The 24,579-nt window shown below is 38.3% G+C and carries 18 protein-coding genes; 6 read left to right on the top strand and 12 right to left on the bottom strand.

Features of this window, described 5'->3' with window-relative positions; all coding sequences use genetic code 11:
• The 3 genes from SNE25_RS09835 (at position 1) to SNE25_RS09825 (ending at position 3,225) form a co-directional block, all read left to right on the top strand.
• Complete coding sequence (locus tag SNE25_RS09835) at positions 1-1,392, top strand: O-antigen ligase family protein (protein WP_321564923.1); 1,392 nt, start codon at positions 1-3, stop codon at positions 1,390-1,392.
• Positions 1,382-2,080 carry an acyltransferase gene (locus SNE25_RS09830; RefSeq protein ID WP_321564922.1) on the top strand — a complete coding sequence of 233 codons (699 nt, stop codon included), beginning with the start codon at positions 1,382-1,384 and terminating at the stop codon, positions 2,078-2,080. Before SNE25_RS09835 ends, SNE25_RS09830 begins: the two co-directional genes overlap by 11 nt.
• Before the next feature lie 92 nt (positions 2,081-2,172).
• A complete protein-coding gene (locus tag SNE25_RS09825) occupies positions 2,173-3,225 on the top strand; it encodes a glycosyltransferase family 4 protein (protein WP_321564921.1) in 1,053 nt (350 codons plus the stop codon).
• Positions 3,226-4,083: 858 nt separating this feature from the next.
• Here SNE25_RS09825 and SNE25_RS09820 read toward each other — a convergent pair.
• Entirely contained in the window at positions 4,084-5,184 is a 1,101-nt protein-coding gene (locus SNE25_RS09820; protein ID WP_321564920.1) for a glycosyltransferase, read from the bottom strand.
• An 11-nt stretch (positions 5,185-5,195) separates the two neighbouring features.
• The gene (locus tag SNE25_RS09815; RefSeq protein ID WP_321564919.1) at positions 5,196-6,140 is read right to left on the bottom strand and encodes an SDR family oxidoreductase; all 945 of its coding nucleotides are present in this window, start codon (positions 6,138-6,140) and stop codon (positions 5,196-5,198) included.
• A gap of 405 nt (positions 6,141-6,545) precedes the next feature.
• Between SNE25_RS09815 and SNE25_RS09810 the strand changes: the two genes are divergently transcribed.
• The 3 genes from SNE25_RS09810 (at position 6,546) to SNE25_RS09800 (ending at position 11,348) form a co-directional block, all read left to right on the top strand.
• Positions 6,546-7,772 (top strand): glycosyltransferase family 4 protein, encoded by a 1,227-nt coding sequence (locus SNE25_RS09810; RefSeq protein WP_321564918.1) that lies wholly within the window; start codon positions 6,546-6,548, stop codon positions 7,770-7,772.
• Positions 7,773-8,020: 248 nt separating this feature from the next.
• Positions 8,021-10,279, top strand: a complete 2,259-nt coding sequence (locus tag SNE25_RS09805) for an SLBB domain-containing protein (protein ID WP_321564917.1) — start codon at positions 8,021-8,023, stop codon at positions 10,277-10,279.
• Between the two features lies 1 nt (position 10,280).
• Entirely contained in the window at positions 10,281-11,348 is a 1,068-nt protein-coding gene (locus SNE25_RS09800; protein WP_321564916.1) for a hypothetical protein, read from the top strand.
• Here the strand turns inward: SNE25_RS09800 and SNE25_RS09795 are convergent.
• The 10 genes from SNE25_RS09795 to SNE25_RS09750 all read right to left on the bottom strand — a co-directional run bounded on the left by SNE25_RS09795 (position 11,338) and on the right by SNE25_RS09750 (position 24,553).
• A complete protein-coding gene (locus SNE25_RS09795; RefSeq protein WP_321564915.1) occupies positions 11,338-13,038 on the bottom strand; it encodes a capsule assembly Wzi family protein in 1,701 nt (566 codons plus the stop codon). The genes SNE25_RS09800 and SNE25_RS09795 overlap by 11 nt on opposite strands.
• 13 nt (positions 13,039-13,051) lie before the next feature.
• Complete coding sequence (locus tag SNE25_RS09790) at positions 13,052-14,749, bottom strand: capsule assembly Wzi family protein (protein ID WP_321564914.1); 1,698 nt, start codon at positions 14,747-14,749, stop codon at positions 13,052-13,054.
• Positions 14,746-15,384 carry a hypothetical protein gene (locus tag SNE25_RS09785; protein ID WP_321564913.1) on the bottom strand — a complete coding sequence of 213 codons (639 nt, stop codon included), beginning with the start codon at positions 15,382-15,384 and terminating at the stop codon, positions 14,746-14,748. Before SNE25_RS09785 ends, SNE25_RS09790 begins: the two co-directional genes overlap by 4 nt.
• A complete protein-coding gene (locus SNE25_RS09780; protein ID WP_321564912.1) occupies positions 15,385-17,337 on the bottom strand; it encodes a polysaccharide biosynthesis protein in 1,953 nt (650 codons plus the stop codon).
• 319 nt (positions 17,338-17,656) lie between these two features.
• Positions 17,657-18,628 (bottom strand): MraY family glycosyltransferase, encoded by a 972-nt coding sequence (locus SNE25_RS09775; protein WP_321564911.1) that lies wholly within the window; start codon positions 18,626-18,628, stop codon positions 17,657-17,659.
• Between the two features lie 34 nt (positions 18,629-18,662).
• Complete coding sequence (locus SNE25_RS09770) at positions 18,663-19,574, bottom strand: NAD-dependent epimerase/dehydratase family protein (RefSeq protein ID WP_321564910.1); 912 nt, start codon at positions 19,572-19,574, stop codon at positions 18,663-18,665.
• Between the two features lie 89 nt (positions 19,575-19,663).
• The gene (locus tag SNE25_RS09765) at positions 19,664-20,848 is read right to left on the bottom strand and encodes a glycosyltransferase (protein WP_321564909.1); all 1,185 of its coding nucleotides are present in this window, start codon (positions 20,846-20,848) and stop codon (positions 19,664-19,666) included.
• 339 nt (positions 20,849-21,187) lie between these two features.
• The gene (locus SNE25_RS09760) at positions 21,188-22,567 is read right to left on the bottom strand and encodes a hypothetical protein (RefSeq protein WP_321564908.1); all 1,380 of its coding nucleotides are present in this window, start codon (positions 22,565-22,567) and stop codon (positions 21,188-21,190) included.
• Positions 22,568-22,580: 13 nt separating this feature from the next.
• Positions 22,581-23,441 (bottom strand): glycosyltransferase, encoded by an 861-nt coding sequence (locus tag SNE25_RS09755; RefSeq protein WP_321564907.1) that lies wholly within the window; start codon positions 23,439-23,441, stop codon positions 22,581-22,583.
• 2 nt (positions 23,442-23,443) lie between these two features.
• The gene (locus tag SNE25_RS09750) at positions 23,444-24,553 is read right to left on the bottom strand and encodes a hypothetical protein (RefSeq protein WP_321564906.1); all 1,110 of its coding nucleotides are present in this window, start codon (positions 24,551-24,553) and stop codon (positions 23,444-23,446) included.
• Positions 24,554-24,579: the final 26 nt, after the last annotated feature.

Genomic DNA, 24,579 nt, shown 5'->3' with positions numbered 1-24,579 from the left:
ATGTTCATTTTTCTACTGATCTATGTTATATCATTTATTGTATCATTAAGAGACGTTCTGAAGGGGAACGCTCAAGGCGTGCTTGTATTTATGATCTTTGGACTATCTATGTACTATACGGCTATGTCTGTTGCCTTTACATTGGGCCTGAAAGACATCATTCCGCTAATGCAGGGATTTAAAGAAGTACTCATTATTTGCCTGCTTATTTCAAATATAGCCACTTTAAAATACCGGCCCCGGTTGCATTTGATCGATTATGTAATTTTTGCCTATTTTGCCTATCTGGTAATTTACGCTATATTGCCCATTGGAGAACAAAGCTTATCAGCGAGGTTAGTCGCCTTTAAAAGTAACTCTTTTTATATCGTTGTTTATTTTGCGGCCAGGTTGATGGACCCTCGGAGGATCTATATTGGTAAATATTTCAATTTTATCATTCTATTAACCATAGCTGTGGGTTTGGTACTCGTAGGGGAATTAATGATCGGGCGTCAACTGCAAACTTTCACCGGATTTGCTGATTACAGTTATTACTTTTTTAACTTCGAGCCGGGAGGTCATTTTGGCCTCAATTGGACTTTTGAATCTGATGGAGGGACACCACGCTTTGCCAGCTTTTTTACCAGCCCCTTGGAGCATGCCGCAGCCACCTTGCTTGCCCTTTCGGTAATCATTGGCCTTTACACGGCTGATGACAACAAATTAACCATTAACAGTATGGGAATTTTGGCATTTGGCTCAACTATTCTTTCTATCATTTTCGCCATCTCCAGAGCGCCTCTAATCAGTTATTTCTTTGTCATCTACGTGTACGCACTGATTACCAAAAGAAAGTATATTACATATACTATACACGCTGCCGGATGCCTGGTGATTGTTTATTTCATTTATTTATTTACCAAATTTGAACAGACCAATAATAACCTACTTACAGTTGCGATGAACACCGTAGATTTCAGCGATCCTTCCAGTGTCGGTCACCTGGTTCAATGGGCAGAGGGGATCATAGCCATCATCGAACATCCTTTGGGCCTTGGGCTCGGATCCTCCGGAAGAATCGGGGGCAGTTTGGGTGAGAATGTGGGTGGTGAAAACCAGTTCATCATTATTGGCGTACAGACCGGTATTATTGCATTGGTTTTATACTTGTCTATTTATATGATGTTCATCGGAACAGGATTTAAATGGCTCAACCGCCTAAAGGGAAAAGAAAGAAAATTATGCATGGTTGTTTTACTCTTAAAGATCAGTTTTTTAATTCCGTTAATGACATCCGAAGTAGAATCATCTTCTTATATTTCGTACATGAACTGGTTTTTATCAGGTCTTTTGATCAGCATGATCATGCAACTCAGAACCAATCAAACGCTTCCTGTAAATGATTATTGAGAAACTAATAAGAAGATTAAAGAATGATCCCAATTATCGTTGGGACACCAAATACTCTGCAAGGGATCTGTTTATCATTAGCTTTGACAGGGCTTTACAGATCCTAAGAGGATTTTGGTTGAAGTTATTTCTGAAACGGTCTCGAGGATTTGTTTTCATTGGCAAAAATGTAAAAGTGCGACATGGGTACCTGTTGAGCGCCGGAAAAAACTTGATTCTGGAGGATAATGTGAGCATTAATGCGCTATCGGCCGAAGGCATTACCTTGGGGGATCATGTCTCCATTGCAAGGGATTCTATATTATTTGCGACAGGAGTTATTGCTCATAAGGGCAAAGGTATTTATATAGGTGATAGGACCGGAATCAGCGCCAGGGCTTACTTTGCCGGACAAGGTGGCATCCAGATCGGTAAAGACGTTATTATGGGACCCAACGTTCAGATTTTTTCGGAAAATCACAATTTCTCCGATCTTCATCAAACGATAAAAGAACAGGGTATTACCAAAGTTCCTGTTATCATCGGAAACGATTGCTGGATTGGCGCGGGAGTAACTATTTTGGCAGGAGTGCACATTGGGGATGGCTGTGTGATAGCCGCCAGTAGTGTCGTATCCAGATCCATTCCGCCTAATTCTATCGTCGCTGGCATTCCGGCGAAAGTAGTCAGAAGCAGGGAAACCAAATGAGTATGTCAAAGCCACTGGTTATAGCAGTCGATATCAGGGACCTTCGTTTAGCAAGAACCGGTACGCGTACTTATCTGGAGGAGATATGCAAAGTGTTTAAAGAAATGAATGGTCATGATTTACAGTTTTATTTCCTGGACACCTTTTTACCGGTTTACATAGGGAATAACAAACTGCTTAAATGGGTAGAACACCTCAGGTATCAACTCTGGAAACAAATAATATTGCCCATTTATGCTTGGCTCAAAGGCACCGATATCCTATTTTGCACTGATAATTTTGTTCCCCTGATACACTTAGGCTATCAAACCATTCCCGTATTCCACGATGCGTTCTTCTTTGAAAGCCCGCAGGATTATGGAAAGTTCTGGTTATGGATTTACAAAAAAACGGCAATCCCGGCAGCTCGCAGATCTTCATTTGTTGTTACTCCTACGGCTTACGCAAAAAAACAGATCAATCACTTCACCGGGCTACCTAACGACAAATTAATTGTTATCCATGAAGGCCCGAAAACTTTAAATGATCACGAGAAGTCTGTTGAGGAAAGTCAACTTTTGACATCACTGCTCATTACACCAGCTAGCTATATCCTGCATGTGGGCTCCATGTTTAAAAGGAAAAATATCCCTGCCCTGATCAATGCATTTCACAAGATAAAAAGCACAGGGTATCCAGGTCTGAAATTACTATTGGCAGGGCCCACGCCGACCAGCGAAAAGGATAATGATTACAGACTTATTTTAAGCAGCATTGCAAGGGCTAATCTTGCTGAAGATGTCATTATCACCGGTTATCTGCCTGATCATGCATTGTCCGTCATTTATAAAAACGCTTTGATATATGTTTTCCCATCCCTTAATGAGGGTTTTGGAATACCAATTCTGGAGGCGTTCCGTTATGATTTGCCTGTCATCGTTGCCGATAACACCTGCCTGGTGGAAGTTGGCGGAAACGCGGTTTTGTCATTTGACCCTTTCAAGCCAGACGATTTGCCGAAAAAAATTTTAATGTTATTAAAGGATGAGCCGTTGCGAAAGTCATTGATCTCTAAAGGGCAACAGCGCTTACTGAATTTTTCATGGAAGAAAACTGCTGATGAATTAATAACTTTATTTAGAACTGCTAGCAAAAACCACATTTAACTTCATTTACCGCAGATGGCTATATTTCTTGTCTTTGATTGATTGTTTTTAGGACCCTTGTCCATCCTGATCAGCACACTATATAGCCTTTATCAGCTTGCTGACATAGCTTTCAGATATTCTCATGCTCACAGTATAATTAAATTTTTAACAAAATTATTTAAGGAGGTGAAACATTTAACATTCATCCTCACTTGTGTTATCGGCTACCAAGTAACCCACAACAGCACTACCCATTAGTGCAATTAGTAAGACCAACATAAGTTTTACTTTAAACAGACCGTTAATTACCAATTAAAACAATGACAATTTTAGGAAGGTTTTAGAGGCGTCATCACCATTAAGTCACAATAATAGTGCCGGATCACTAGTTGACACTGATTGATGTCTAAATTCCGCAGTTTTGAAATGTCGTCACTGCACCTAAGGGTGTATGTAAGACAATATAGAGGATTAAAGCACGTAATTTGACATTAAGAACATTCCCAAGCAATCATGAATAGAACAAACGAAAGTATAGCCAGCGTTATACACAAGTTTGATTTCATATGAGCTTTTAAGATTTCTGAAATACGTCCGGTATTAAAAAGTCTTCTATATTTTGCGTGATAGTAGCATGATAAAAAGAGTAAGCTTGACGGAATACATACCAGTAAATAGATCATTTACAATTTTACAACTCTTTTTTTCTTACCATCACAGAGCTAAAAGTGAATAAAATGGATCGCCAAAAGCGGCCTTGCATAGAAGCCCCCAATATTGGGAGGAGTTATACATCAGTTAAAGAGCAGATAAGCCTTGCTGATAAACATCTTACAAATTTTAAATTAAATGTTAGCTATGGACATCGCCAAACCATTATCTAATAAAAAGTTCAACATGTTCATCTGCCACTTTTTCCCAATTAAACTCGCCCAATGCACGCAGCTGAGCTTTTTTAGCTAAAGACAACATCTGGGTATGTTCAAGTTCACAAAAATTAATCTCCTCGGTCAAAGAAGCAGCGTTGCCCTTTTTAAACTTACGTGCAGTATCCTCTACAGCATACTCATTTTCTTCAATATCACTGACGATCAATGGCACATTCAGTCCCATTACCGTAAGAACGATAGGGGATAATCCTTCAACATCAGATGGCTGGATATAACAGTAGGCATTGGAAATTAAGGTATTTACATCATTTCCATAAACATAACCCGGGAAAAGTACATTATCCCCTGCCATATCATGCAATTGTTTTTCGTAGGGTGATGGATTAGGAGAACCACCGATCAGCACCAGTTTTTTCTTCGAAATGGAATTATTAAAAGCAGGGATCAGGTAGTGCAATCCCTTGTCAGGAATAAACCGGCCCACAAATAAATAGTAGCCTCCTTTTTGAATCCCATACTCCTCAAACAGACCTTCCCGCTCAACAGCCATTTCTACTTCACTTCCGAAGGGAATAAATTTATATTTCCTGTTAAATTTAGTCTCAAAAAGTTTTTTAGCGATGACGTTATCGAATATGACCTCGTTGGGTAGGTAGGCCGTGATATATGCTGATAACTTCAAATAGAGTTTACCATACCAGGGCCACTTCTCTCTCTTCCAGTCTACACCATCCTGGCTAATGAATACTTTTTTTCCAAACAGACGTAAGGGAAGCGCCCAAATACTGTTGCCGCCGTTTTGTATATGGACAATATCTGCCGTATTGTGCAGGATAATATCCAGCGTGCTTCTAAAAGAATGCCATAAAGTATCCAGTCCCTTTGCAGAAGTCGTACGGATCGTTTTGATCTGAACGCCTTTGTAATCTTTAACATTCACAAAGGCATCAGGGTATCTGCGATTATAAGCAACAACACGATGTCCCCTTGCAACAAGTCGGGGAAATAGTTCTATCGCAAATTTATCCGCGCCCGCAGCACCTTTTGCAGGGGGAACTGATCTGAAACCAAAGGCAGCGATACGCATCGATTAAGTGATCAGGTAATGATAATTTCTTCTTTTAAAGGCTGTTGCACTTCTGACATGATCAAATCCGCATAATAGTCTCGGATATATTCCCTTAAGGCAACTTTCCAGTCCTGCATGATATTCAAATTTCGCAATTCCAACTTTTTGTTCTTTAAGCGTTCTGACGGGGGTCTGGGGGCAAAATAAGTATTCTGAAAATAATTCGAGTCAACTTCGTGACAGGTGACCTGACCTTCCAAACCTAATATTTTGATCAGTTCTAATGCTACGCCTATCCTGGATGTCTCACCGCCACAGACCATATTATATAATCCCCAGTATTCTTTTTCGAGCAGCAACTTAACATTTTTTGCAAAATCAACCGTATAAGTAGGCGTCCCGTCTTTGTCATTTACAATATACAGGTCCCGTTTCCCACTTTTCAATTGCTTAATGAGTTTATTGACAAATTTCTTATCTTTTTCAGGCCCGCCTCCCATCATCCATCCGGCGCGGCAAATGATGAATCTTCTTGCATTTTCGCGAACAAACCGTTCACCCATATATTTAGAACGTGCATAATGCCCAAGCGGATTGGGCTCATCCCAGTCATCGTAAAAATCTTTTTTACCATCAAATATTCCAGCAGTACTGATATACAGCAAAGGAATATCAAGTTCATTGGCGATGTATACAGCATTTTCTACAGATGTCATATTGGTAAGATAGGTATCATCTGCGTTAAGTTCACAAAACTCCAGATCTGTATAAGCGCCCAAATGAAAAAGGTAATCAGGTTTAAAAGCTTCTACATCCTTTTTGTAATTTTTAAAATCGCGAAAATCTAAAAAACCTAGCCAGTTTTCATTTACATCCTTATCGGTACACTTGATTTCGTAGTCATCTTTAAATATGCGGTAGAAAGCCTGACCTAGCATTCCCCCCGCTCCAGCAACGTAAATTTTTTTCTTCATATAAAATTCGAAGCTATCATAGTGACTTTATTAGTCATTCAATAGCGATAAGAAAAATGTGTTTTAATAGATTTCAACCCACAAAATTAACTTTTTTTGTTATACTATCAGCATGTTCTTCCTTGAAGAACACTTATCACTAAAATTAGTTATCACTGCTAAACGCTATAGCGCAATCAAAGGATAGCAAGATTATTTATTAATCTAACTACAAACTAAAGAAAATAATACTTAACCTGTATAGATTCTCATCATATTATTCATTGTCTTCATCATATGCTCATTAAAGATTTATGATTTAAATATCAAAATTTAAATTAATACAAGCATCTTTGGATTTTGTTTGTTTTGATATTATCAGTTGAACAAGATGGCTATTTTATTATATAACGTACTTCTCCTTCAATGAATATTCTTGTGGTTAACTGGACGTGGTATCCCAGTGGTGGGGATTTTACTTATGTAGAAAACATTTGCAGGCTTTATGAGCAACACGGACACCAGGTTATTCCGTTTTCGATGAAGGATGACAGAAACACACCTACGGCTTATGATGAGTATTTTATAGAGAACATTGATTATAAAAAGGTTAAACGAAGCTTTGTTTCCGGGCTTCAGGTTGTGATGAAGAGTATTTATTCTTTTGAGGCTCAAAGGAATTTAGAACGGCTGCTGTCTGTTGTTAAAATAGACATGGCCCATATTAATGTTATTCATCATTACATTACCCCAACGATCTTAAAAATTCTTAAAGAAAAAAATATACCCATCATCTGGACCTTTCACGAATATACGCCGCTTTGCCCGGACAGCACGTTTATCAGCCAAGGTCTGGTTTGCGAAAAATGTTACGGCGGCGCTTTCTACAACTGCATAACCCATACCTGTAAAAAAGGCTCTGTACTTGCCAGCGCGGTAGCTGCGCTGGAAAATTATGTGCACAGCTACCTGAATTATTATGCTTACGTTGATCACTATGTATGTACATCCGTATTCATGTACGAAAAATTCAAATCATTTAATTTTTGCAAGGATAAATTGGTACAATTATATCATGGCTATGACTATACTGAAATCGAAACTGCCAGGCTGACCCCTAGAACTGAGCAGAAATATATTGTTTTTGTCGGCCGTTTGGAAAAAATTAAAGGAGCGCACACCGTTTTAAAGGCCATGTTGTCTCATCCCGAAATTCAATTAAAAATTATCGGGGATGGAACGCAAGAGGAAGAATTAAAGGCATTCAAAATACAACATCACCTACATCAGGTTAGCTTTTTAGGAAAAAAAAGCAAACAGGAAACTTTGCAAATCGTCAACGGCGCCGAATTTTTAGTTTGTGCCTCCGAATGGTATGAGGTATTGGGATTTACGGTGGTTGAGGCCATGGCTTTAAGTAAACCTGTCATTGGCTCGGCCATTGGTGCGATACCCGAAATGGTCATTGACAACCATACCGGGTTATTATTTGAGCCCGGAAATGCGGAACAACTTGCTGAAAAAATCAAGTTGCTTTACGAAAACGAAGACCAGATCTTAGAAATGGGCAAAAATGCACAGTTGCATATTAATCAGCTGATCAACAATGAGAAGCATTATCGGGGTTTGCAAAAACTTATTCCCTGGTTATGAGTCATTTGATCTCGATGCAGACGGTTTTTGTAAAAAGGTCTTTTATGGGAACAAAAGCCCTTTGAACTTCAAATAGAAATAATCAGGCCTAAATTGCTTTTATACAGCAATAGTTTTTGACCGATTTAATATTTTATATTTGCAGGATTGAGTTTAAGACAAATTTCATGCATATCAAATACCCGCTCTATATTTTATTTTTCGCGTTAACCTTTTTTTTCATTCCCGTGATGGCTCAGGAAATATCTATGAGCGAGATTCAAAACGTCAAAGTAAGCCAGCTGAGTGATGAACAAATAACCCAGGCATGGAAAAAGTTACAGGGTTCGGGCGTTTCCGAACAGGAGGCTTATAAATTGATGATTCAAAAAGGCATGCCCGCAGCGGAGGTACAGGCTTTCAAGGACCGGGTAACTTTATTGGGTCTGGACAAAAAAGCTACCGTAAAACCACCGGCCGCGGAAAAAACGAAAACAGATTTTACAAGAGATATTGACGATTCTGTTATTACTCCCAAGCCCGTTAGACCTAAGCCTCCTGTTCCGGCACCAAATGTGCTGGCGACCTACGGAAGCGATTTTTTTAACCAATCGGCGATAAAATTTGAGCCTAATTTTTCGCTCGCCACTCCAAAAGGATATGTGCTCGGGCCTGGGGATGAGGTTATCGTACTGGTAACGGGTCTGAACGAGACTTCTATTCGCTCAAAAGTAAGCCCAGAGGGTAATCTACAAATCCCCTATGCTGGGATTGTGTATGTAAACGGATTCACCATTGAACAGGCTACAGGGCTTATCAAAAGCAAAATGACCAAGGTTTATCCGGCCTTGAATTCGGGACAAACCCATTTAACGGTAAATCTCGGAAATACCCGGAGTATTAAAATCACCATTGTTGGAGAGGTTAAAACGCCTGGCTCTTATACCCTTTCGTCTCTTTCAACGCTTTTTAATGCCCTTTATAATTCTGGTGGTCCCAACGCAAACGGCTCATTAAGAAATATTGAACTGATACGAAACAACAAGGTTTTTAAAACAGTCGACTTTTACAGCTTTCTAGAGCAAGGTCTGTTAGACGGCAATATCAGGCTGGAAGATCAGGATGTGATCCGAATCCCCGTGTACAAAAAGCGGGTTGGCATTCGGGGAGAGGTCAAGAGACCGGCTATTTACGAACTTAAAGATGATGAGCCATTAGAAGACCTGATCCGCTATGCAGGCGGTTACACTGATAGTGCGTATAAAGGTACTGCAAAGATCGACCAGATCAATACACTTGAAAGAGAGGTCAAAGATGTGCCGTCAAATTTATTCTCAAACTTTATTCCTCACAACGGCGATCAGGTAACGATCGGCGCTATAACTGATCGATACACCAATAGAATTGTGCTAGAGGGAGCCGTTTATCGTCCGGGCATCTATGAGCTGACTGCAGGTTTTACGCTGGCCCAGCTATTAAAGAACGCCCAGGGTTTAAAACCGGAGGCCTATATGGAGCGAGGATATATCAAAAGAACACTCCCTAATCTGGAAAAAGACTTTATCTCTTTTAAACCAGTCGATATCACTAGCGGTAAGAACGATATTCCCTTGCTGCGCGAAGATTCTGTTGTTATTCTGGATCGCGAAGTGTTCACCTCTAATCAAAAGGTAACCGTTAATGGTTACGTACGTAATCCCTCTATCTTTACGTACCGTAAAGGCCTTCGATTGGCTGATGCCATCGCGATGGCTGGAGGATTCGCGGACGAAGCTGCCGATCACCATGTCGAGGTGTCCAGGACCATTAAAAATCAGTCAGACAGCGTTGCTAATCAGTTGGTACAAACTTTTACCATAGATATGAATAATATGACGGAAGGCGAAAGTAATATAGAACTTCAGCCGATGGATTTCGTATATGTTCCGCGTCTGGTGAATTACAGGTCACTGGGCAATGTAAAAATCAAGGGAGAGGTCGTTTTCCCCGGAGATTATGCTGTTCAGAAAAGAGATGAAACGGCCCTTGATTTTTTAAAAAGAGCAGGGGGCATAACCCCTTACGGATCTCTAGAGAATGCTCAGGTTTACCGCAAAGGTGTACGGGTAAATCTTGACCTAACATCTACCAGTCATGAGCCGGGTATCAATAAAAACATGATCATGTTACCAGGAGATAGTGTTTACGTGCCGCGAGTGATCTCCTACGTAGAGGTAAGCGGCGCGGTAAATAATCCACAATATATCAGTTATGCGGGGCGCAGTTTCAAGTACTATATCAATGCGGCGGCTGGTACAACTGAAAATGCTCGGTTAAAAGGCGCCTATATCAAGTATCCGGATGGATTAAACCAGCCGGTCAGGCATTTTTTGTTTTTTCGCAATTATCCGTCCGTAAAACCCGGAAGCAAGATTGTCGTTCCTGAAAAAACACCGGATAATAGGTTAAAAATAGGTCTTGGAGATATCAGCGGTCTGGCTGCAGTGCTGACTGCAATCGTAAGCTTGGTTGCTATTTTACATAAATAAAATGATTCAGGAAAACCCACCATATCCTTACGAGCCGGAATTTTCTTTTAAAAAACTGCTTGACGATCGCCTAGCGGATGTTAAATACATATTGCAATTTAAAAAAGCGCTCGCCATAGTGTTAATTGCAGGCGCGCTGCTGGGTGCTTTGACCGCATGGTTATGGACACCGAGCTACACGGCGAGATTGACTTTTGTTGTAGACGATTCCAAATCGGCAGGAAGTGCAGGAGGCTTGTCAGCTCTTGCAGGTCAGTTTGGCTTTAACTTGGATGGGCTGGGAGGCGGTAGCGGAGTGCTGGAGGGCGATAACGTAGAAGAGTTGATTAAAAGCACTAAACTGATCAAAGCGACACTGGTATCAGCATACGACGCGACCCAAACGCTGGCCGACCGTTATGCTGCGGTCAATAAACTTAATAAAAAATGGCTGAAATATAGCCCTGATGGTAAAATCATTCATTTTCCGTTAAATGGGATACACAATACAAGGTTACAGGACAGCCTGCTGCATGAGATGACCACCCTGATCTTGTCAGGGGATTTTGGTATTGCGAAACCCGATAAAAAGCTCAGTTTTTTTGAGGTGAATGCGACGATGAAAGATGAGAAGCTGGCGCTGCTTTTTTGCAACCGGATAATCAAGCAATCTACAGACTTTTATATTAGTACGAAAACCAAGAGATTGAGAAGCAATGTAGAGCGCTTGCAACACCGGGCCGATAGCATCGGTGTGATTTTAAATCGTAAAACTTACGCGCTGTCATCTGCTAACCAAAGCTTATTAGACATTAACCCAGCCTATACAGCGGCCGGCGCGGATGTGGAGGTACGAGAACGAGATAAAATTGTATTAACGACCATTTATTCAGAGACTGTAAAAAGCCTGGAGTCCAGTAAAACAATGCTTGCCCAGGAAACACCGACCGTTCAAATCGTTGATGAGCCGGAACTGCCATTAAAAAAGAATAAATTAAAATATTCCGTGGCTATCGTAACAGGTTTTTTGCTTTCAGGGATACTCTTTAGCTTATATGCTTTACTAACCAGAAAAAAGCCTAAAACCTAAAAGTTACACCGAGTTCCGCATGAAGGTTATAGACATTGTTATGTGGTATATAATACTGGTCGGGAACATAATCTTTCAATATCCATTCATAGTTTAGAGACTTAATTTCTTGCAGCTTGGCATTGAATATTAGATTTTTGTAATTCCATTCCCCATTTAAAGCAAATGCAAAATCTACCCATTTTCTGCTATTACCATTAATATCAGGAAAGGCAATTCTATAGAAATCAACGTCATGTTCATAGCGTTCTAAACTGATCCCCAGTTTTTTTAGCCCGGAAATCCAACTTAAATCTAAAGATTGCAGGTTCCCCCCACCGCCTGTACCCGCTCCGAGAACCTGCCCATCATGGGTATGGCCCTGAGTGACCCCGGCATGGATGTAATACCCTCCCCCATCCCTAACCAGCCTATCCGGGGTTTGTGACAGCTGAGTTATTTCAGCACTGAATAAAAGATGCTCCTCCTTATTTGCACCAAAAGGGAGCATCTTCCTCAGACCAAACACATAAGCGCGTGAGTGGTCCGGAGATCCGATAAAATCTCTTAAATTATAAGAGTTATCATTAAGTGCATAATCAAAATAAACTTCAGCTTGGGCTTTGCTAAATAACCATCTGGCATATACTGACGTATATTGATCTCTAGGAAATGGATCCCCATCGTTAGTATTAATCTTTTGATAAGGTGTAAAAAAGGGAATATAACCGCTAAATCCTTTGACATCCCCGTGGTAAGCATCAAATGTACGTATAAGACCTAAAGTAAGACCTGGAATCCATCTCGGATGATAATTGATATTAAACCCGGTAAAATATCGCCACTCTTCTCTTTTTGGAATAAACAAATTCACCCCATTAGTTAAGGAAGTGATCGCCAATGGGGGTAGATCAGAGTTATCCAAGCGTCCGGCTATAATCTGTCCTTCAAATGATCCGATATAGCTTCTTATTGGACGTACAGTATTTATTGTCAAATGCTTAAATCCTGGAGCATTGTTACTTAAAATTAATGCATTTCGGATACCTGGTCCCCACCATAAATTCTCATTGGACAAACCAAATGAAACCGGACCAAAGGTTAAACGGATACTACTTTGCCCCCAAAATGCCTTATTATAAACCCCGTTTGCAAGGCGCTCAGGCGCATCTATCATATTATGATAGTAATAATAACTTATTAAATCCTGACCGGTGTGATCGCTCGCATACCCGTTAAATGGGCTATTTGCTGCATAGACAAATTCCGGTCGTAACTGGATGGTTAAAGGACCATATCGAAAAAAAAATCCGCCACTGACCATCGTCTGGTAACCCTTAGCCGGAATCATTGCCCCATCATTCCAGCCATAGGGATGGTTTGAATTAAATTGTTGTTGCCAGCTTAAAGGAAGAATTTGCAAAATTCCATGTCCTTTCGCAAAAATAACAGGGCCTGCATTAACCCAGTGATCACGTTTTAAACTGCTGTCCGGATCATAAACATCGTGAATATTTAATTTGGCGGTAGGAAATATAGGTCGGGCGGTAAAGGACAAGCTAGAGTCTATTTTCCCGAGTAGTTGTGTTCTTCTATAATAATCGTCCAAAACAGGTGTACCCACTGGAAGTGACTGAGCATAGGCCTTCCCAGGTAATAACGCCCCAACTGTGTTACACACAAAACTTATTACTAAAAATATCCTTTTCATTTAGATATTGTGTTTAAAACCTGTACGTGACTCCAGCCTGTATCTGTAAATTATATGCATTTATTCCGTTAACGAAATATGGATCAGCAGGGCCTTGCGTTAAATACCATTGATAGTTTATAGCACGGATACCCTGTATTTTGGCATTAAAAATCAGGTTCTTGTAATTCCACTCCCCATCAAGTGCTAAACTCAGGTCTACCCAGTGCCGCCTAAAATCTTTGCTGTCGGTAAAGGCATAATAATAAAAATCATTATTATGCGCATAGCGTTCGATCTGTAAACCGAGCCTTTTTAGCCCTTTAACCCAGCTGATATCCAACGATTGCAAATTTGCCCCAGGGCCGATCCCAGCACCTAAACCCTCTCCTCTGTTGGTATATCCTTGCGGAATGCTTTTGCTGACATACCACTCTGTTCCATTTAAAATATTATTGACATCATTTTCCTGTAGGGTAGCTACTTCTACACCTATCATGATATTTTCATCCCTAGATCTATTAAACGGCAATACTTTTCTAAGCCCCCAAATATAAGCTCGCGACTTGTCTGGCGATAATAGGGACTGCGTCAAATCAGCAGAGGAATTATTATGTCCCCATTCAAAATAAATTTCCGCATGTTCCGCTGTCCAGAGCCAGCGCATAAACAGCGAGCTTCGCTGATCTTTTTGGTCCAACGGATTGTCTGGCGCTGTGGATGACTTGATTGGCGAAAAAAATGGCAAGTAATCCTTTAGCCCGTTTAGATTTTTTCCATAGATTTGCGAACTTTGATCAAATCCTAAAAATAGGCCCGGAATCCATTTTGGTTGCCAGGTCACAATAATCCCCGAAAGATACCTCCAATCGGTTGGTTTGGGAACGTATAAGTTAGTCCCAAAAAAAACATGGTCAGGTACTAACGGCGGAAACCCCGAGTTTTCGAGCCTTCCCGCTATGAGTTGACCTTCAAAGAAGCCAAGGGGTGTTTTTATCGGCCGCAAGGTATTCAAGGTCAAATGCTTAAAACCAGGTGCTGAATTGCTCATTAATAAGGAATTCCTTATTCCAGGCCCCCACCATAGATTCTCTGTTGACAGCCCGAAAGAAAATGTTTTATAATTTAACCTGATGCTGCTTTGGCCCCAAAAAGCTCTGTTATAAGCGCTGGGACCGAACCTCACAGGCAAATCAATATTGTTGTAAATGTCATAGTAACGGGCAAAGATAACATCATAATGTCCTCCGTTAAAAGTGTCGAATTTGGGATTGACAGCGGAAACAAACTCTGGCCTAAACTGAATTGTTAAGGGTCCATATTGCATAAATATGCCTGCGCTAACGAACGTCTGAAGTCCCTTAGCTGGTATCATGGCACCATCATTCCAGCCGTAAGGATGGTCTGAATTGAACTGAGTTTGAAAATTAAGGGGTAAAAAACTCCCCTTTAATTTGCCATCTGCAGATTGAAAAGCCCCGTCTGCACGCAATAAATTATATCGTTTTTCTGTACTGTCGGGATAAAACGCATCACTGTGGTTCTTTATATAACTAGGGAAAAGCGGACGCACCATAAAGGAAACGCTAGAATCAGTGTTACCAAGCAACTGGCCTCTTCTATAGTAATCTTCCAAAGCCACTGTACCAACCGGTAAAGATTGTCCATGAACAACCAAACGCGACATTACCAATAACGCTATCGCAAAAAAACCGATTTTAATAGTCCTCATAAAGTGATAGCTTTGATATCGATATTATCTACTGACCAGCTTTTCTCGCATTTTGGATCAGGATAATCCTTTTGATCAAGCTTATCCAAACATTCCAGTGATAACGTCTTTCCAGAATGTTTAAAAGTTTTGGTTATTTTATACATGGTTGTCCCGTTCGATTCACTTTTCATGCTACACACGCCAGGAAGGTCCGTTCTGTATGCGCCGGATCGGGGATTATGATTATTGTTAGGGTAGTTGTCTGGGTATGACTGAGGCGGACAAATATTTCCCACCGGACAGGCTAAATTAGAGAAGGTTGTGTTGATATATGGCCCCCCGTCGATTCGCATTTGCCATATCGCTGGTCCATCCGGCAGTAATTCACCTCGCCAGTTATCATGGATATATAAGTCAAAAGAAACTATGATTAGATCATGTTGCGGCAGATTGTTTAGCGACAATATAAAATCTCCGTTATTATATCGCCCTAACACCTTCGAACTATTAAATTGATCAATAAGGCCGCCCTTTATATTCGTCAAATCATTTGTTTCAAAGTCGTTATTATAAATATCGATCTCACTTTGAACATGCTGCTTACAAGACAGGAAAAGGATAAGAAAAACTAGACTAAGTAGACTTTTTTTCATTTAACTAACTTTAGCTATGAAATCTAATTCCTCAAAGATAGAGTTCTTACTTTTAAATTCGTGTACGATTTGTTTCATCGACCTTACTACTTGCTGATCATCATTACTCTTAGCATGATGTATTAAATTATAGATCTGCTTTTCAGTCTCCACGAATATGTATTCTCTTACCTTTCCAATCATGATTTTCTCGTGATGGGTTGGCATCGTATTTTCACTGTCGTTAAGCAATTCCTCATACAATTTCTCGCCGGGCCTTAATCCGGTGAATTCAATTTTGATATCTTTATCCGGCACTAGGCCTGCAAGTCGTATCATTCGTCGCGCCAATTCGATAATCCTAATGGGTTTACCCATATCGAATATAAATATTTCCCCTCCTTTACCCATACATCCGGCCTCCAGTACCAACCGACATGCCTCGGGAATCGTCATAAAAAAACGGGTTATTTCAGGATGTGTCACCGTTACAGGTCCCCCTTTTTCTATTTGCTGTTTAAAGCGTGGGATAACTGAGCCGTTTGATCCCAAAACATTCCCAAAGCGTGTAGTTATAAAACGCGTATCAGATCTGGTGAGGTTGAGCTGGCTTAGGCCGTTGGTAAATTTAAAATCTTTGTTAAATATGGCTTTATTAAGAGTCTGAACGTATATCTCAGCGATACGCTTAGAAGCCCCCATCACATTGGTCGGATTAACAGCCTTATCCGTAGATATCATGACAAACTTTTGTACGCCGTGTTTTACTGAAAGATCAGCAATTGTCTTAGTACCTAAGACATTAGTTTTAATAGCCTCAGCAGGATTATCTTCCATGAGCGGAACATGCTTATAAGCAGCAGCATGATATACATACTGTGGCTTATACGTTTCAAAAAGGTCCTGCATCCTCTTTTCATCTTTTACATCACCTATAAAGGCATGAAAGTTCATCTCTGCATGCATCTCCTGGACCTCCAGGTACAAATGATGTAGGGCGGTTTCCGCTTGGTCGCACATAATGATCAGACCAGTGTCAAACTTTAATAATTGTCTTACAATCTCACTTCCTATGGAACCAGCCGCACCGGTTATTAGTATTCTTTTACCCTTCAATTCGTTTTGTATGCCGGTAATATCAATCTCTATCGATTTTCTGTTTAAAAGATCTTCTATATTAATATTTTGAATTTGGGCGGGCTGTAATCTGCCACTGCGCCAAACTTCGTGCGGGGGAATGTTTAAAACTTGAATATCATTTTCAAGACATATATCTACTATTGTATTTTTATCTTCAAGCGGAATGGTGTAGGAAGCGAAAATAATCTCGTCCAATTGGTGCTCCTTGACCAATATAGGCAAATCTTTTGCATTTAATATCTTGACCCCATCGATTGTTTTCCCAACTTTTCTCAGGTCGTCATCAACGAAAGCGATAATATTTTTATTTACTTTATAATCATGATCTAAGGTTCGTTTGGTAGCTACGCCGGCCTCACCCGCACCGTAGATAATCACTCTCCGCTTATCTAATTTCAGGTTTTTAACATACAAGAAAGAATATTTTACCAGGATTCTATAAGTAATCATCAATAAAAAGCACGCAAAAGCATTAGTAATCAATATACTGGTGGCAATTAAACTTGGCCTTGAAGATGCTACAGCAACCAGGTTGATCAAAAAAAACGAGCTATTACTACCTAGTACCGATAGAAAAATCCTAAAAGAGTCCTGTACGCTGGTGTATCGAATGATCCCTGAGTAAGTTTTTACAGCAAAAAAAACCACTGCATTTAAGACAGTAATTATCAGCGCATTTCGGCTAAAATCGACATAATTTAAGTTGGAAAAATCAAAATTATATTTAATCGCAAAGGACAACGTCAAAGACAGAAAGCCAATAATCAGATCAAGCGTAAAAATGATCCAACGCGGTACGATATTTAATCGATAGAACAAAGCAGATGATATCATAGGCTATAGATATTAATAAAAAAGAACAGGAAACGACATCACAAATATGTACATAATAATCTCATGATCGAGAGTTGTTGCAGGCTATTACACAGATTATGGCAGTTGTATTGTTCATGCTAGGTAATTAAAAGTTTTGTTATGAATCGAATATTACTTAAGCGGCATATAAAGTTAATTATTATGAATAGAAAGCACTTTATTGTTGTCAGCGACGAACGATGCTGATAATGAATAATATTTAGCCGATTGTACTTTACAATAAATCATATATGGTTTGCAAAAATAACAAACTATATCGTTTTAGATATTAAATAATTCATGTTTTAACATTTAAAATTTCATATTGTCCTTCCATATTTATGCGAATCAATATAAATGCCGACATGGTTGCGACCATTACTAACGACAAATTAACGATTGACAGTGGCAGAATGTTTATCACAATTAAATTCACAATTCCTTGTGCAATTGTGTAAGATCCTGCAACCACTAAGTGAGGAACCCTCTTTTTATTTACTAAAAATTGATAAAAATGATTTCGGTGGGCTTCGAAAATATTTTCCTTTCTTATTATTCTAAAAATAATTGTTGAAATGGTATCTAGCCCATATACTAGCAATAAAAACAGGTAATTGAGATTATTTGTTTTTAAGATCAGCTCGATAAGAAAAAAAAGTACGATAAAACCCAAACTAACACTTCCCACATCTCCCGCAAAACATTTGGCTTTTTTTCGAAAGTTAAAAAAAACAAAAACAAGTAACCCCAGAATTGGTAAAATAAGGAAATATTCGGCGGTAAACACGACAATACTTTTATTTATATAATAAAGCGTACTCAAGGTTACCAAACCAAAGCTACCAGTGATGCCATTAATGCCATCCATGAAATTGACTGCATTGATAGAACCAATAACAAATATAAATCCTAAAATGGCCCAATATAAGGGGAGATGAAATATTCCTGTTTGATAGAATAATAATGCAGCAGCCGTGAGATGAAATAGAATTCTTATCTTATGGCTGACTGGCTTTATATCATCAATGAAGCTAACCAAACTGATAAGAAAAAGTCCTAGAAGAAAATATCCATATTCCCAATTATAATACAAAGGACTTAATAAAAGAGCCATACTAAAAATCATCCCCCCCCCTCGTATCGTTATTTTGGCGTGTGAACTGCGGTGATTAGGGTGATCAATGATTCTGTACTTAAAGGCAAGTTTAAAATATCCAAGTTCGATTGTGAATAGAACAAAAAAAATAATTAACAATGTCAAAAAATTCATATAATAATTAATATTTAACCGCTTCGCTTCAAAATTATTTTCGATTAAATGAACCGGCGGTAATTTTTAGCCCTTCAACAGATGAAAGCGGCAATTCTTGGTTAAGAGCATGTTTTATCTTTTTATTACTTACCACATAACTCTCCGTGAGTTTATTTAACCGCTCACTTGTTAAAGGTAAATGTAGCAAATCCCCAGCTTTGGCAAAAAACAGCACTATATTTTTAGGTATCTTCCATAATCTTGTTTTAATATTTAGAGACTGGCCTAATATCGAAACCACGTCATTAGTTGATAAAGCCGCATCATCAGATACGTTGTAAATTCCGGATTCGATACAGTTACTTATAATTAAATGGTAAATGATAAAACATAAATTTTCAACACTTAAAAAAGACCTTTTGTTTTCGAAGTCGGCAAGGGGATAAGGAACTCCTAGTTTTACAAATTTATATAATAAATTTAGATTACCTTTATTACCAGGTCCATGAATCATACAAGGACGAAGGATATAAAACGATTTCCCCTCTGATAAGGGCTGACGTTTTATATACTCTTCAGCCATTAATTTTGACTTGCCATAATCTGTTATCGGATTTGGTTTAAAGGTTTCGTCTAAGATTCCTTGAACGCTGTCAGCAACTGCTTTTATTGAGCTGATAAATATGAACTTCTTAGCATTAGATGCTAAAAAAAAGTTATATATTTTCTTCGTAAGTTCAAAATTTATTTTGTAATATTCCTCCGGGTCAGATACTTTTTTTAGATCATGTGCCTTTCCTGCCAGATAAACAATCGTAGTATCTGGATCAAAAAAAGGCCCCGGACCATTATTCAATTGATCACGTAAAATGCAAGTATAAGAATGGCCCTTACTTTTTAAGTAGGAGGCGAGATTCTGGCCAACGAATCCTGTCGATCCTATAATTATGGTTTTTTTATTCATAGAACGGACTTTAAAAGCGAAGCGATTAGTTTTATCTAATTGTTGATGGAAGTTGATTATTATAACTGATGATATCGAATTTTTAACTATTAATCGCTATCAGAAATAACTTGCGTAGATATGCTTAAAATCTTTTTATAAATAGAGATTTGCTCTTGAGCATAAGTATCGCGGCTTAGTTGATTTCTGTTTATTAAAGCATTTGAAGAAAGGTTCTTCAGGAGAATACGATCATAGTACAGCTTTAAGATTGCAGCTTGGGTTTCTTCTACAGACGGTGGGTTACTAAGCAATAACCCATTAAAATGATCACTTATCAGGTCATTACATCCCCTGGAATCAGAAGTTATTACTGGTATCCCCATTGATAATGCTTCCATAATGCAAACTGGCATCCCTTCTTTGAAACTTGGAAAGACAAATAAATCGGTCATGGCTAAATATTGCTCCACCTCTCCTGTGAAACCAATAGGAATTATTTGAGGGTGGTTTTTATAAAAATATTCTTCCTCATCGCTAAGCCCACTTTTATGTGCCGGGTCCTCTCCTCCAATCAATAATAACCGAATATCCTGTAATCCAGCATCCTTAATAATTGAAATCATAGCTTTAACCAATATGTCAAAGCCTTTAAAAGTTACAAACCTTCCGGTAAATGCCAAAACAAAATCATCAGCATTTATTGATAGACTATTTCTTGAATCCCTCCTCAATGATGGGTTGATCTTATCGGGATTGAACTTTTCCAAATCGCACCCCACCCCATAAGAATTATATTTAAAGGCTTTCATTGGATGTAACGCTTTCACCAAATTAAAGTCAAGATTATTGAGTAAATAAATTTGATCAACCCTTTTAAAGCATATTTTCTCGACAAATTTGAATATTTTTCGCATCAATCTACCTTGGATAACAGGATATCCAAGCCCATGAATTGTGCCTATCGTAAAAAAAGGCAACTTTTTCCATATTACAGTAGTAAATATTCCCGTAGTGAAATGAACATTTACTAAGTCTGGGTTAATCTCATAGACTTTCTTACCTATTGCCTTTGAAGCTGTTAATTGACTAAGCAGATTAAATGAACGGGGAAAATTAAGGAAATGAAATACTATTCCCATACTTTCATATGGATATTTATCCTGATAGTTATAGATTTTTAATCCCGAACATATTACATGCACATCATTTCCTTGTTTGAGGAGTTCGACGGCGACCTCTGATAAAAAGTTATTGAAGCTTCCATAGTCGGTGATTATTAATACTAATCTCATAATCCGATAATTTTAAAGAGAATCCAACTTAACTTTCCAAACATATTCACTCTTATATAACTTTTAGTAATTTATGCTAGTAAGGCATACTACGCAATAATGATATTGATACAACGCTGTTTTGAAAACCGTAACTACAACTTTGACTAGGAAACTTCCCATGCAATTTGCACATCAAACTTTTCTTTTTTTATTTAGTTCTTCCTCACCAGTGAGCGCGGCATCTCCCTCGCTTAAATCTAAAATGTTGGACCCGGGTTAGGCGCGTTTCGATTTTACCATTTACTGAACCATTCATTTTTATGAGAACTAACAGGATGGGCATTTTCAGTGCCATTCTCAATTTATACCAGCATTGTTTATACTTAGTTTAAGTTTCTGACCTCTTGCATGAATAGATGAACTTTTTCTTACATCGCTTCTTATTATTTGATAATTAACGTGGCTATCACCCAAAAATGATATTCCAGTGCCACCAAAGTCGACAAAGGTGCAATTTGAAAAGACAGTATTTCCGCCCGCAAAAAAGAAATTGGTCTTGTGACCATTAATAGTTGAATTTTGAACCTCTGCCAACCCAACAGCGCTTTGGTATGCTTGTTGCCTACCATTGAAATCAAGAATAGAACTGTCAACATAAATTTTCGCTTTACTTTGATAATTCAAGAAGGCTAACGCATCGCCAGCATCATTACCGTCCGAAAAACCGGTATACAGACGGGTATTATTAAAATATATGGCCGATTTATCATTTAAAACATTGGCTATACCAAAATTAAAATCGCTCATTTTAACATGATCCACATGAACAATTGTTGGGGATACCTCCTCAATATGTATACACTTAGCAAAACCGGAAATTTCGAGATTTGAAAGAAATATCTTATAAGGCTGTGTTGAGTATTCAAAAGTAATGGCAACTCGGCTCCTTTTATTTTGTGCTTTCTTCCCTCTAATAATACAATTGTTTATTTTTATAATTCCCCCAGACTTAACAAGAGCATGATAAATTCCATCACCAAAAGCATCTCTATCGATCTTCTGAGCAAAGGAAGTTGCTCCTCGGCCGCCTACATTATCAAATTTGCAATTCGTGATCGTAGAGTATTTAACATTATGCACTCTTACTCCATAGCCATAAATGTTTCTGAAAAGACATTTATCTACCTCTACATTTTCCGCCAATATCTGAAGCCCGATAAATATATCAGTATCAAATGTTGTAGTCGCAAAATGTTCTTTTAAATTAATTCCATCGAAAACTAGGCCTTTGATTTTAACGCTGGTATTTTCACTTTTATTAAAGCTTTCCTCCTTTAAAATATCTATTTGTTTACCGATAGACAAAAATATGTGTTCCTTATAAAGTGTAAGATTATAGGCGCTGCTATTTATTGGGGGCATTAGCGGTTTAATTACTGCTCCATTGGAGACGATACGCAATGACTGCCCCGGCTCTATAGAGACTCTTATTGTGGAGGCTATATTATAAAAGTTTTTCGTTTTGGGCATAAAGCAAATGCGATTATTCTTTATGCAGTAGATCATCGCCTTTTCCAACGCTTCGGCATCATCACTCTGCCCGTCACCTTTAACTCCAAAAGTCTTGACCGAAACAATCTGGCCGTCAGACTGTATTTTAGACGGATAAGCGAACACATCCTTATCTAAAAGAACTAACGCTAGCAATAGCCTAATTGCATGGATAACCTGTTTCATGTTTCTTATTGAATTATTTATAGTTTATTACACCAACAATTATAATGGCCGAACGTTTTTGCTCATCCAAACTTAACTTAGAGTTCCTTCTAGATACCAATAGTCCCTGCGCCTTAAATAAGCCAAAAATCAGATAGGTTAATTGTTTGATATAAGATTTAAAAATGGCTACTTTATTATCAAAAGGCGACACTAAAGCGGGACCGTAACATCGGATTATTTTCCGAACACTTTTCATGCTATTTATATAATTGGAAATGTTAACATTTCCCTCCCTATAAAAAAGTAAAGGTAGTTTTACTCTGCCATATTTGGAATCATCATAGGCCCTTAACCACAGCTCGTAATCTTCTGCTCGGTAATAATTATAGTCATATGGGTATTTAATAAACCATTCTTTTTTACCTAAAATTGCCGGATGAGTAAACATACAATGGAATAATAGTGCATCTTTCGTTTTGGGTAAATCCTCCATATTCCTAATGCCTTTAACTTGATTGACATCATCTATGGTATAAATAGCACAATCAACAACATCAATATCTGGATTTGATTCCATATAATAAACTTGCTTTGCGATTCTTTCAGGATGCATTATATCATCGGCATCCATTCTGGCAATATATTTACCATTTGCCATTGTGGGAATAGAATTTAATCGATTTATCAATCCCCTGTTTATATTGTCATCTACTATTCTAATTCTATGGTCTAAAAATTCATGTATGATTTTAATAGAACGGTCCTTGGATCCATCATTTATAATAATTAATTCCCAATTTTTATAAGATTGTTTTAAAACGGATTTAATCGCTAACGCTATGGTTTTCTCCGCATTAAAAACAGGTATGGCAATTGTTACTAACTGTTCCATTTTTAGGAGACAAAAAATTCTTCCATTTGGAGTTTGAAGGATGGAAACTGAGCATCGGTACTAAATAGTGCCTTTTTTGATTTTATGCAGTCTACTAAATTCGCATAATTAAGATCATGCTCTTCGATAATACGCTTCATTGAATTGAACAAGTTTTCAACATCAGTAAATATATAGCCAGGCGCACAAGAATGTACATCAAATAGTGTCTCAAGCAATTTTATTCTAAGACCGATAATTGGCTTTTCGTATGCGATAGCATCCATTAGCGCTCCACTACTTGTTAATTCATAAGATTCTTCGTCATAGAAAAAAACAGAATAATTCAGGCTCGATGCTTTGACCTTATAGTCATCCCTGGAAATAAAGTCAGCAGTTTCATTATAAGACACAAATTCATTTACATAGGGCTTAATCTCCTCAAATATGGGTCCGACAACAACAAAATGCACCACGCCGTTTATTACATATTCTTTCATTGCTTCTGCAAGTTTAAAAAACAATTGTGATTGTTTAGCAAATTTGGCGACACCCAAATGTCCAAAAATTATTGGGCTTGTATTTCCCAAACCAAGCTGTTCCAACGCGATGTCGGTAAAAATGTACGGATGTTCAATGAACATCATTTGAAAAGGTTTTAATAAACTGAGCTTTAAAATATTATTATAAATGATCCTACTTAAAATCAGGAATTTCCTGTTCTTAATAGGCTTGTTGAAAGAGCTTCTCAAAGCTTTCCCATAAATATTTTCAATTCGTTTATGCCAATTATTCGATTTTGATAGTTCCAACTCACCATGTAATGCTATTACAAATTTGATGCTATTATTTGCAAGAGGAATAATCAGTGAAAGGTAGAGATTTCCTACAGGAGAAAGAGAAGAAAAAAAAACGGCCTTTGCATTATTTTTATTTGCAGAATATACAACTTGGCTTATCATTGCCATTTCCGAAAGTAATTTTAGCACCCATTTTATCTTGTTTGATTTCTCCGGCTGGATTACCTTTTTATAATTGACTTTTAAATTTAACGACACATTTTGATAGTGATCAAAATGTGTTTTATCAATCCATACATTCAATTCATCCGTCGGATAAGTTTTCGACACCATGTTCAATAAACAGTTATTAATCATTA

Source organism: Mucilaginibacter sabulilitoris, assembly GCF_034262375.1.
GTDB classification, from domain to species: Bacteria; Bacteroidota; Bacteroidia; order Sphingobacteriales; family Sphingobacteriaceae; genus Mucilaginibacter; species Mucilaginibacter sabulilitoris.
Note: the sequence above shows the minus strand (reverse complement) of the source record. Positions and strands in the feature narration are given on the sequence as shown.

Bases quoted from the DNA above. Each gene is read 5' to 3' on its own strand.
- SNE25_RS09760 (WP_321564908.1), bottom strand. From the start codon at position 22,567: ATGAAACAGGTTATCCATGCAATTAGGCTATTGCTAGCGTTAGTTCTT.
- SNE25_RS09835 (WP_321564923.1), top strand. From the start codon at position 1: ATGTTCATTTTTCTACTGATCTATGTTATATCATTTATTGTATCATTA.
- SNE25_RS09805 (WP_321564917.1), top strand. From the start codon at position 8,021: ATGAGCGAGATTCAAAACGTCAAAGTAAGCCAGCTGAGTGATGAACAA.
- SNE25_RS09775 (WP_321564911.1), bottom strand. From the start codon at position 18,628: ATGAATTTTTTGACATTGTTAATTATTTTTTTTGTTCTATTCACAATC.
- SNE25_RS09790 (WP_321564914.1), bottom strand. From the start codon at position 14,749: ATGAGGACTATTAAAATCGGTTTTTTTGCGATAGCGTTATTGGTAATG.
- SNE25_RS09800 (WP_321564916.1), top strand. From the start codon at position 10,281: ATGATTCAGGAAAACCCACCATATCCTTACGAGCCGGAATTTTCTTTT.
- SNE25_RS09810 (WP_321564918.1), top strand. From the start codon at position 6,546: ATGAATATTCTTGTGGTTAACTGGACGTGGTATCCCAGTGGTGGGGAT.
- SNE25_RS09755 (WP_321564907.1), bottom strand. From the start codon at position 23,441: ATGGAACAGTTAGTAACAATTGCCATACCTGTTTTTAATGCGGAGAAA.
- SNE25_RS09795 (WP_321564915.1), bottom strand. From the start codon at position 13,038: ATGAAAAGGATATTTTTAGTAATAAGTTTTGTGTGTAACACAGTTGGG.
- SNE25_RS09750 (WP_321564906.1), bottom strand. From the start codon at position 24,553: ATGGTGTCGAAAACTTATCCGACGGATGAATTGAATGTATGGATTGAT.
- SNE25_RS09785 (WP_321564913.1), bottom strand. From the start codon at position 15,384: ATGAAAAAAAGTCTACTTAGTCTAGTTTTTCTTATCCTTTTCCTGTCT.
- SNE25_RS09780 (WP_321564912.1), bottom strand. From the start codon at position 17,337: ATGATATCATCTGCTTTGTTCTATCGATTAAATATCGTACCGCGTTGG.
- SNE25_RS09830 (WP_321564922.1), top strand. From the start codon at position 1,382: ATGATTATTGAGAAACTAATAAGAAGATTAAAGAATGATCCCAATTAT.
- SNE25_RS09770 (WP_321564910.1), bottom strand. From the start codon at position 19,574: ATGAATAAAAAAACCATAATTATAGGATCGACAGGATTCGTTGGCCAG.
- SNE25_RS09820 (WP_321564920.1), bottom strand. From the start codon at position 5,184: ATGCGTATCGCTGCCTTTGGTTTCAGATCAGTTCCCCCTGCAAAAGGT.
- SNE25_RS09765 (WP_321564909.1), bottom strand. From the start codon at position 20,848: ATGAGATTAGTATTAATAATCACCGACTATGGAAGCTTCAATAACTTT.
- SNE25_RS09815 (WP_321564919.1), bottom strand. From the start codon at position 6,140: ATGAAGAAAAAAATTTACGTTGCTGGAGCGGGGGGAATGCTAGGTCAG.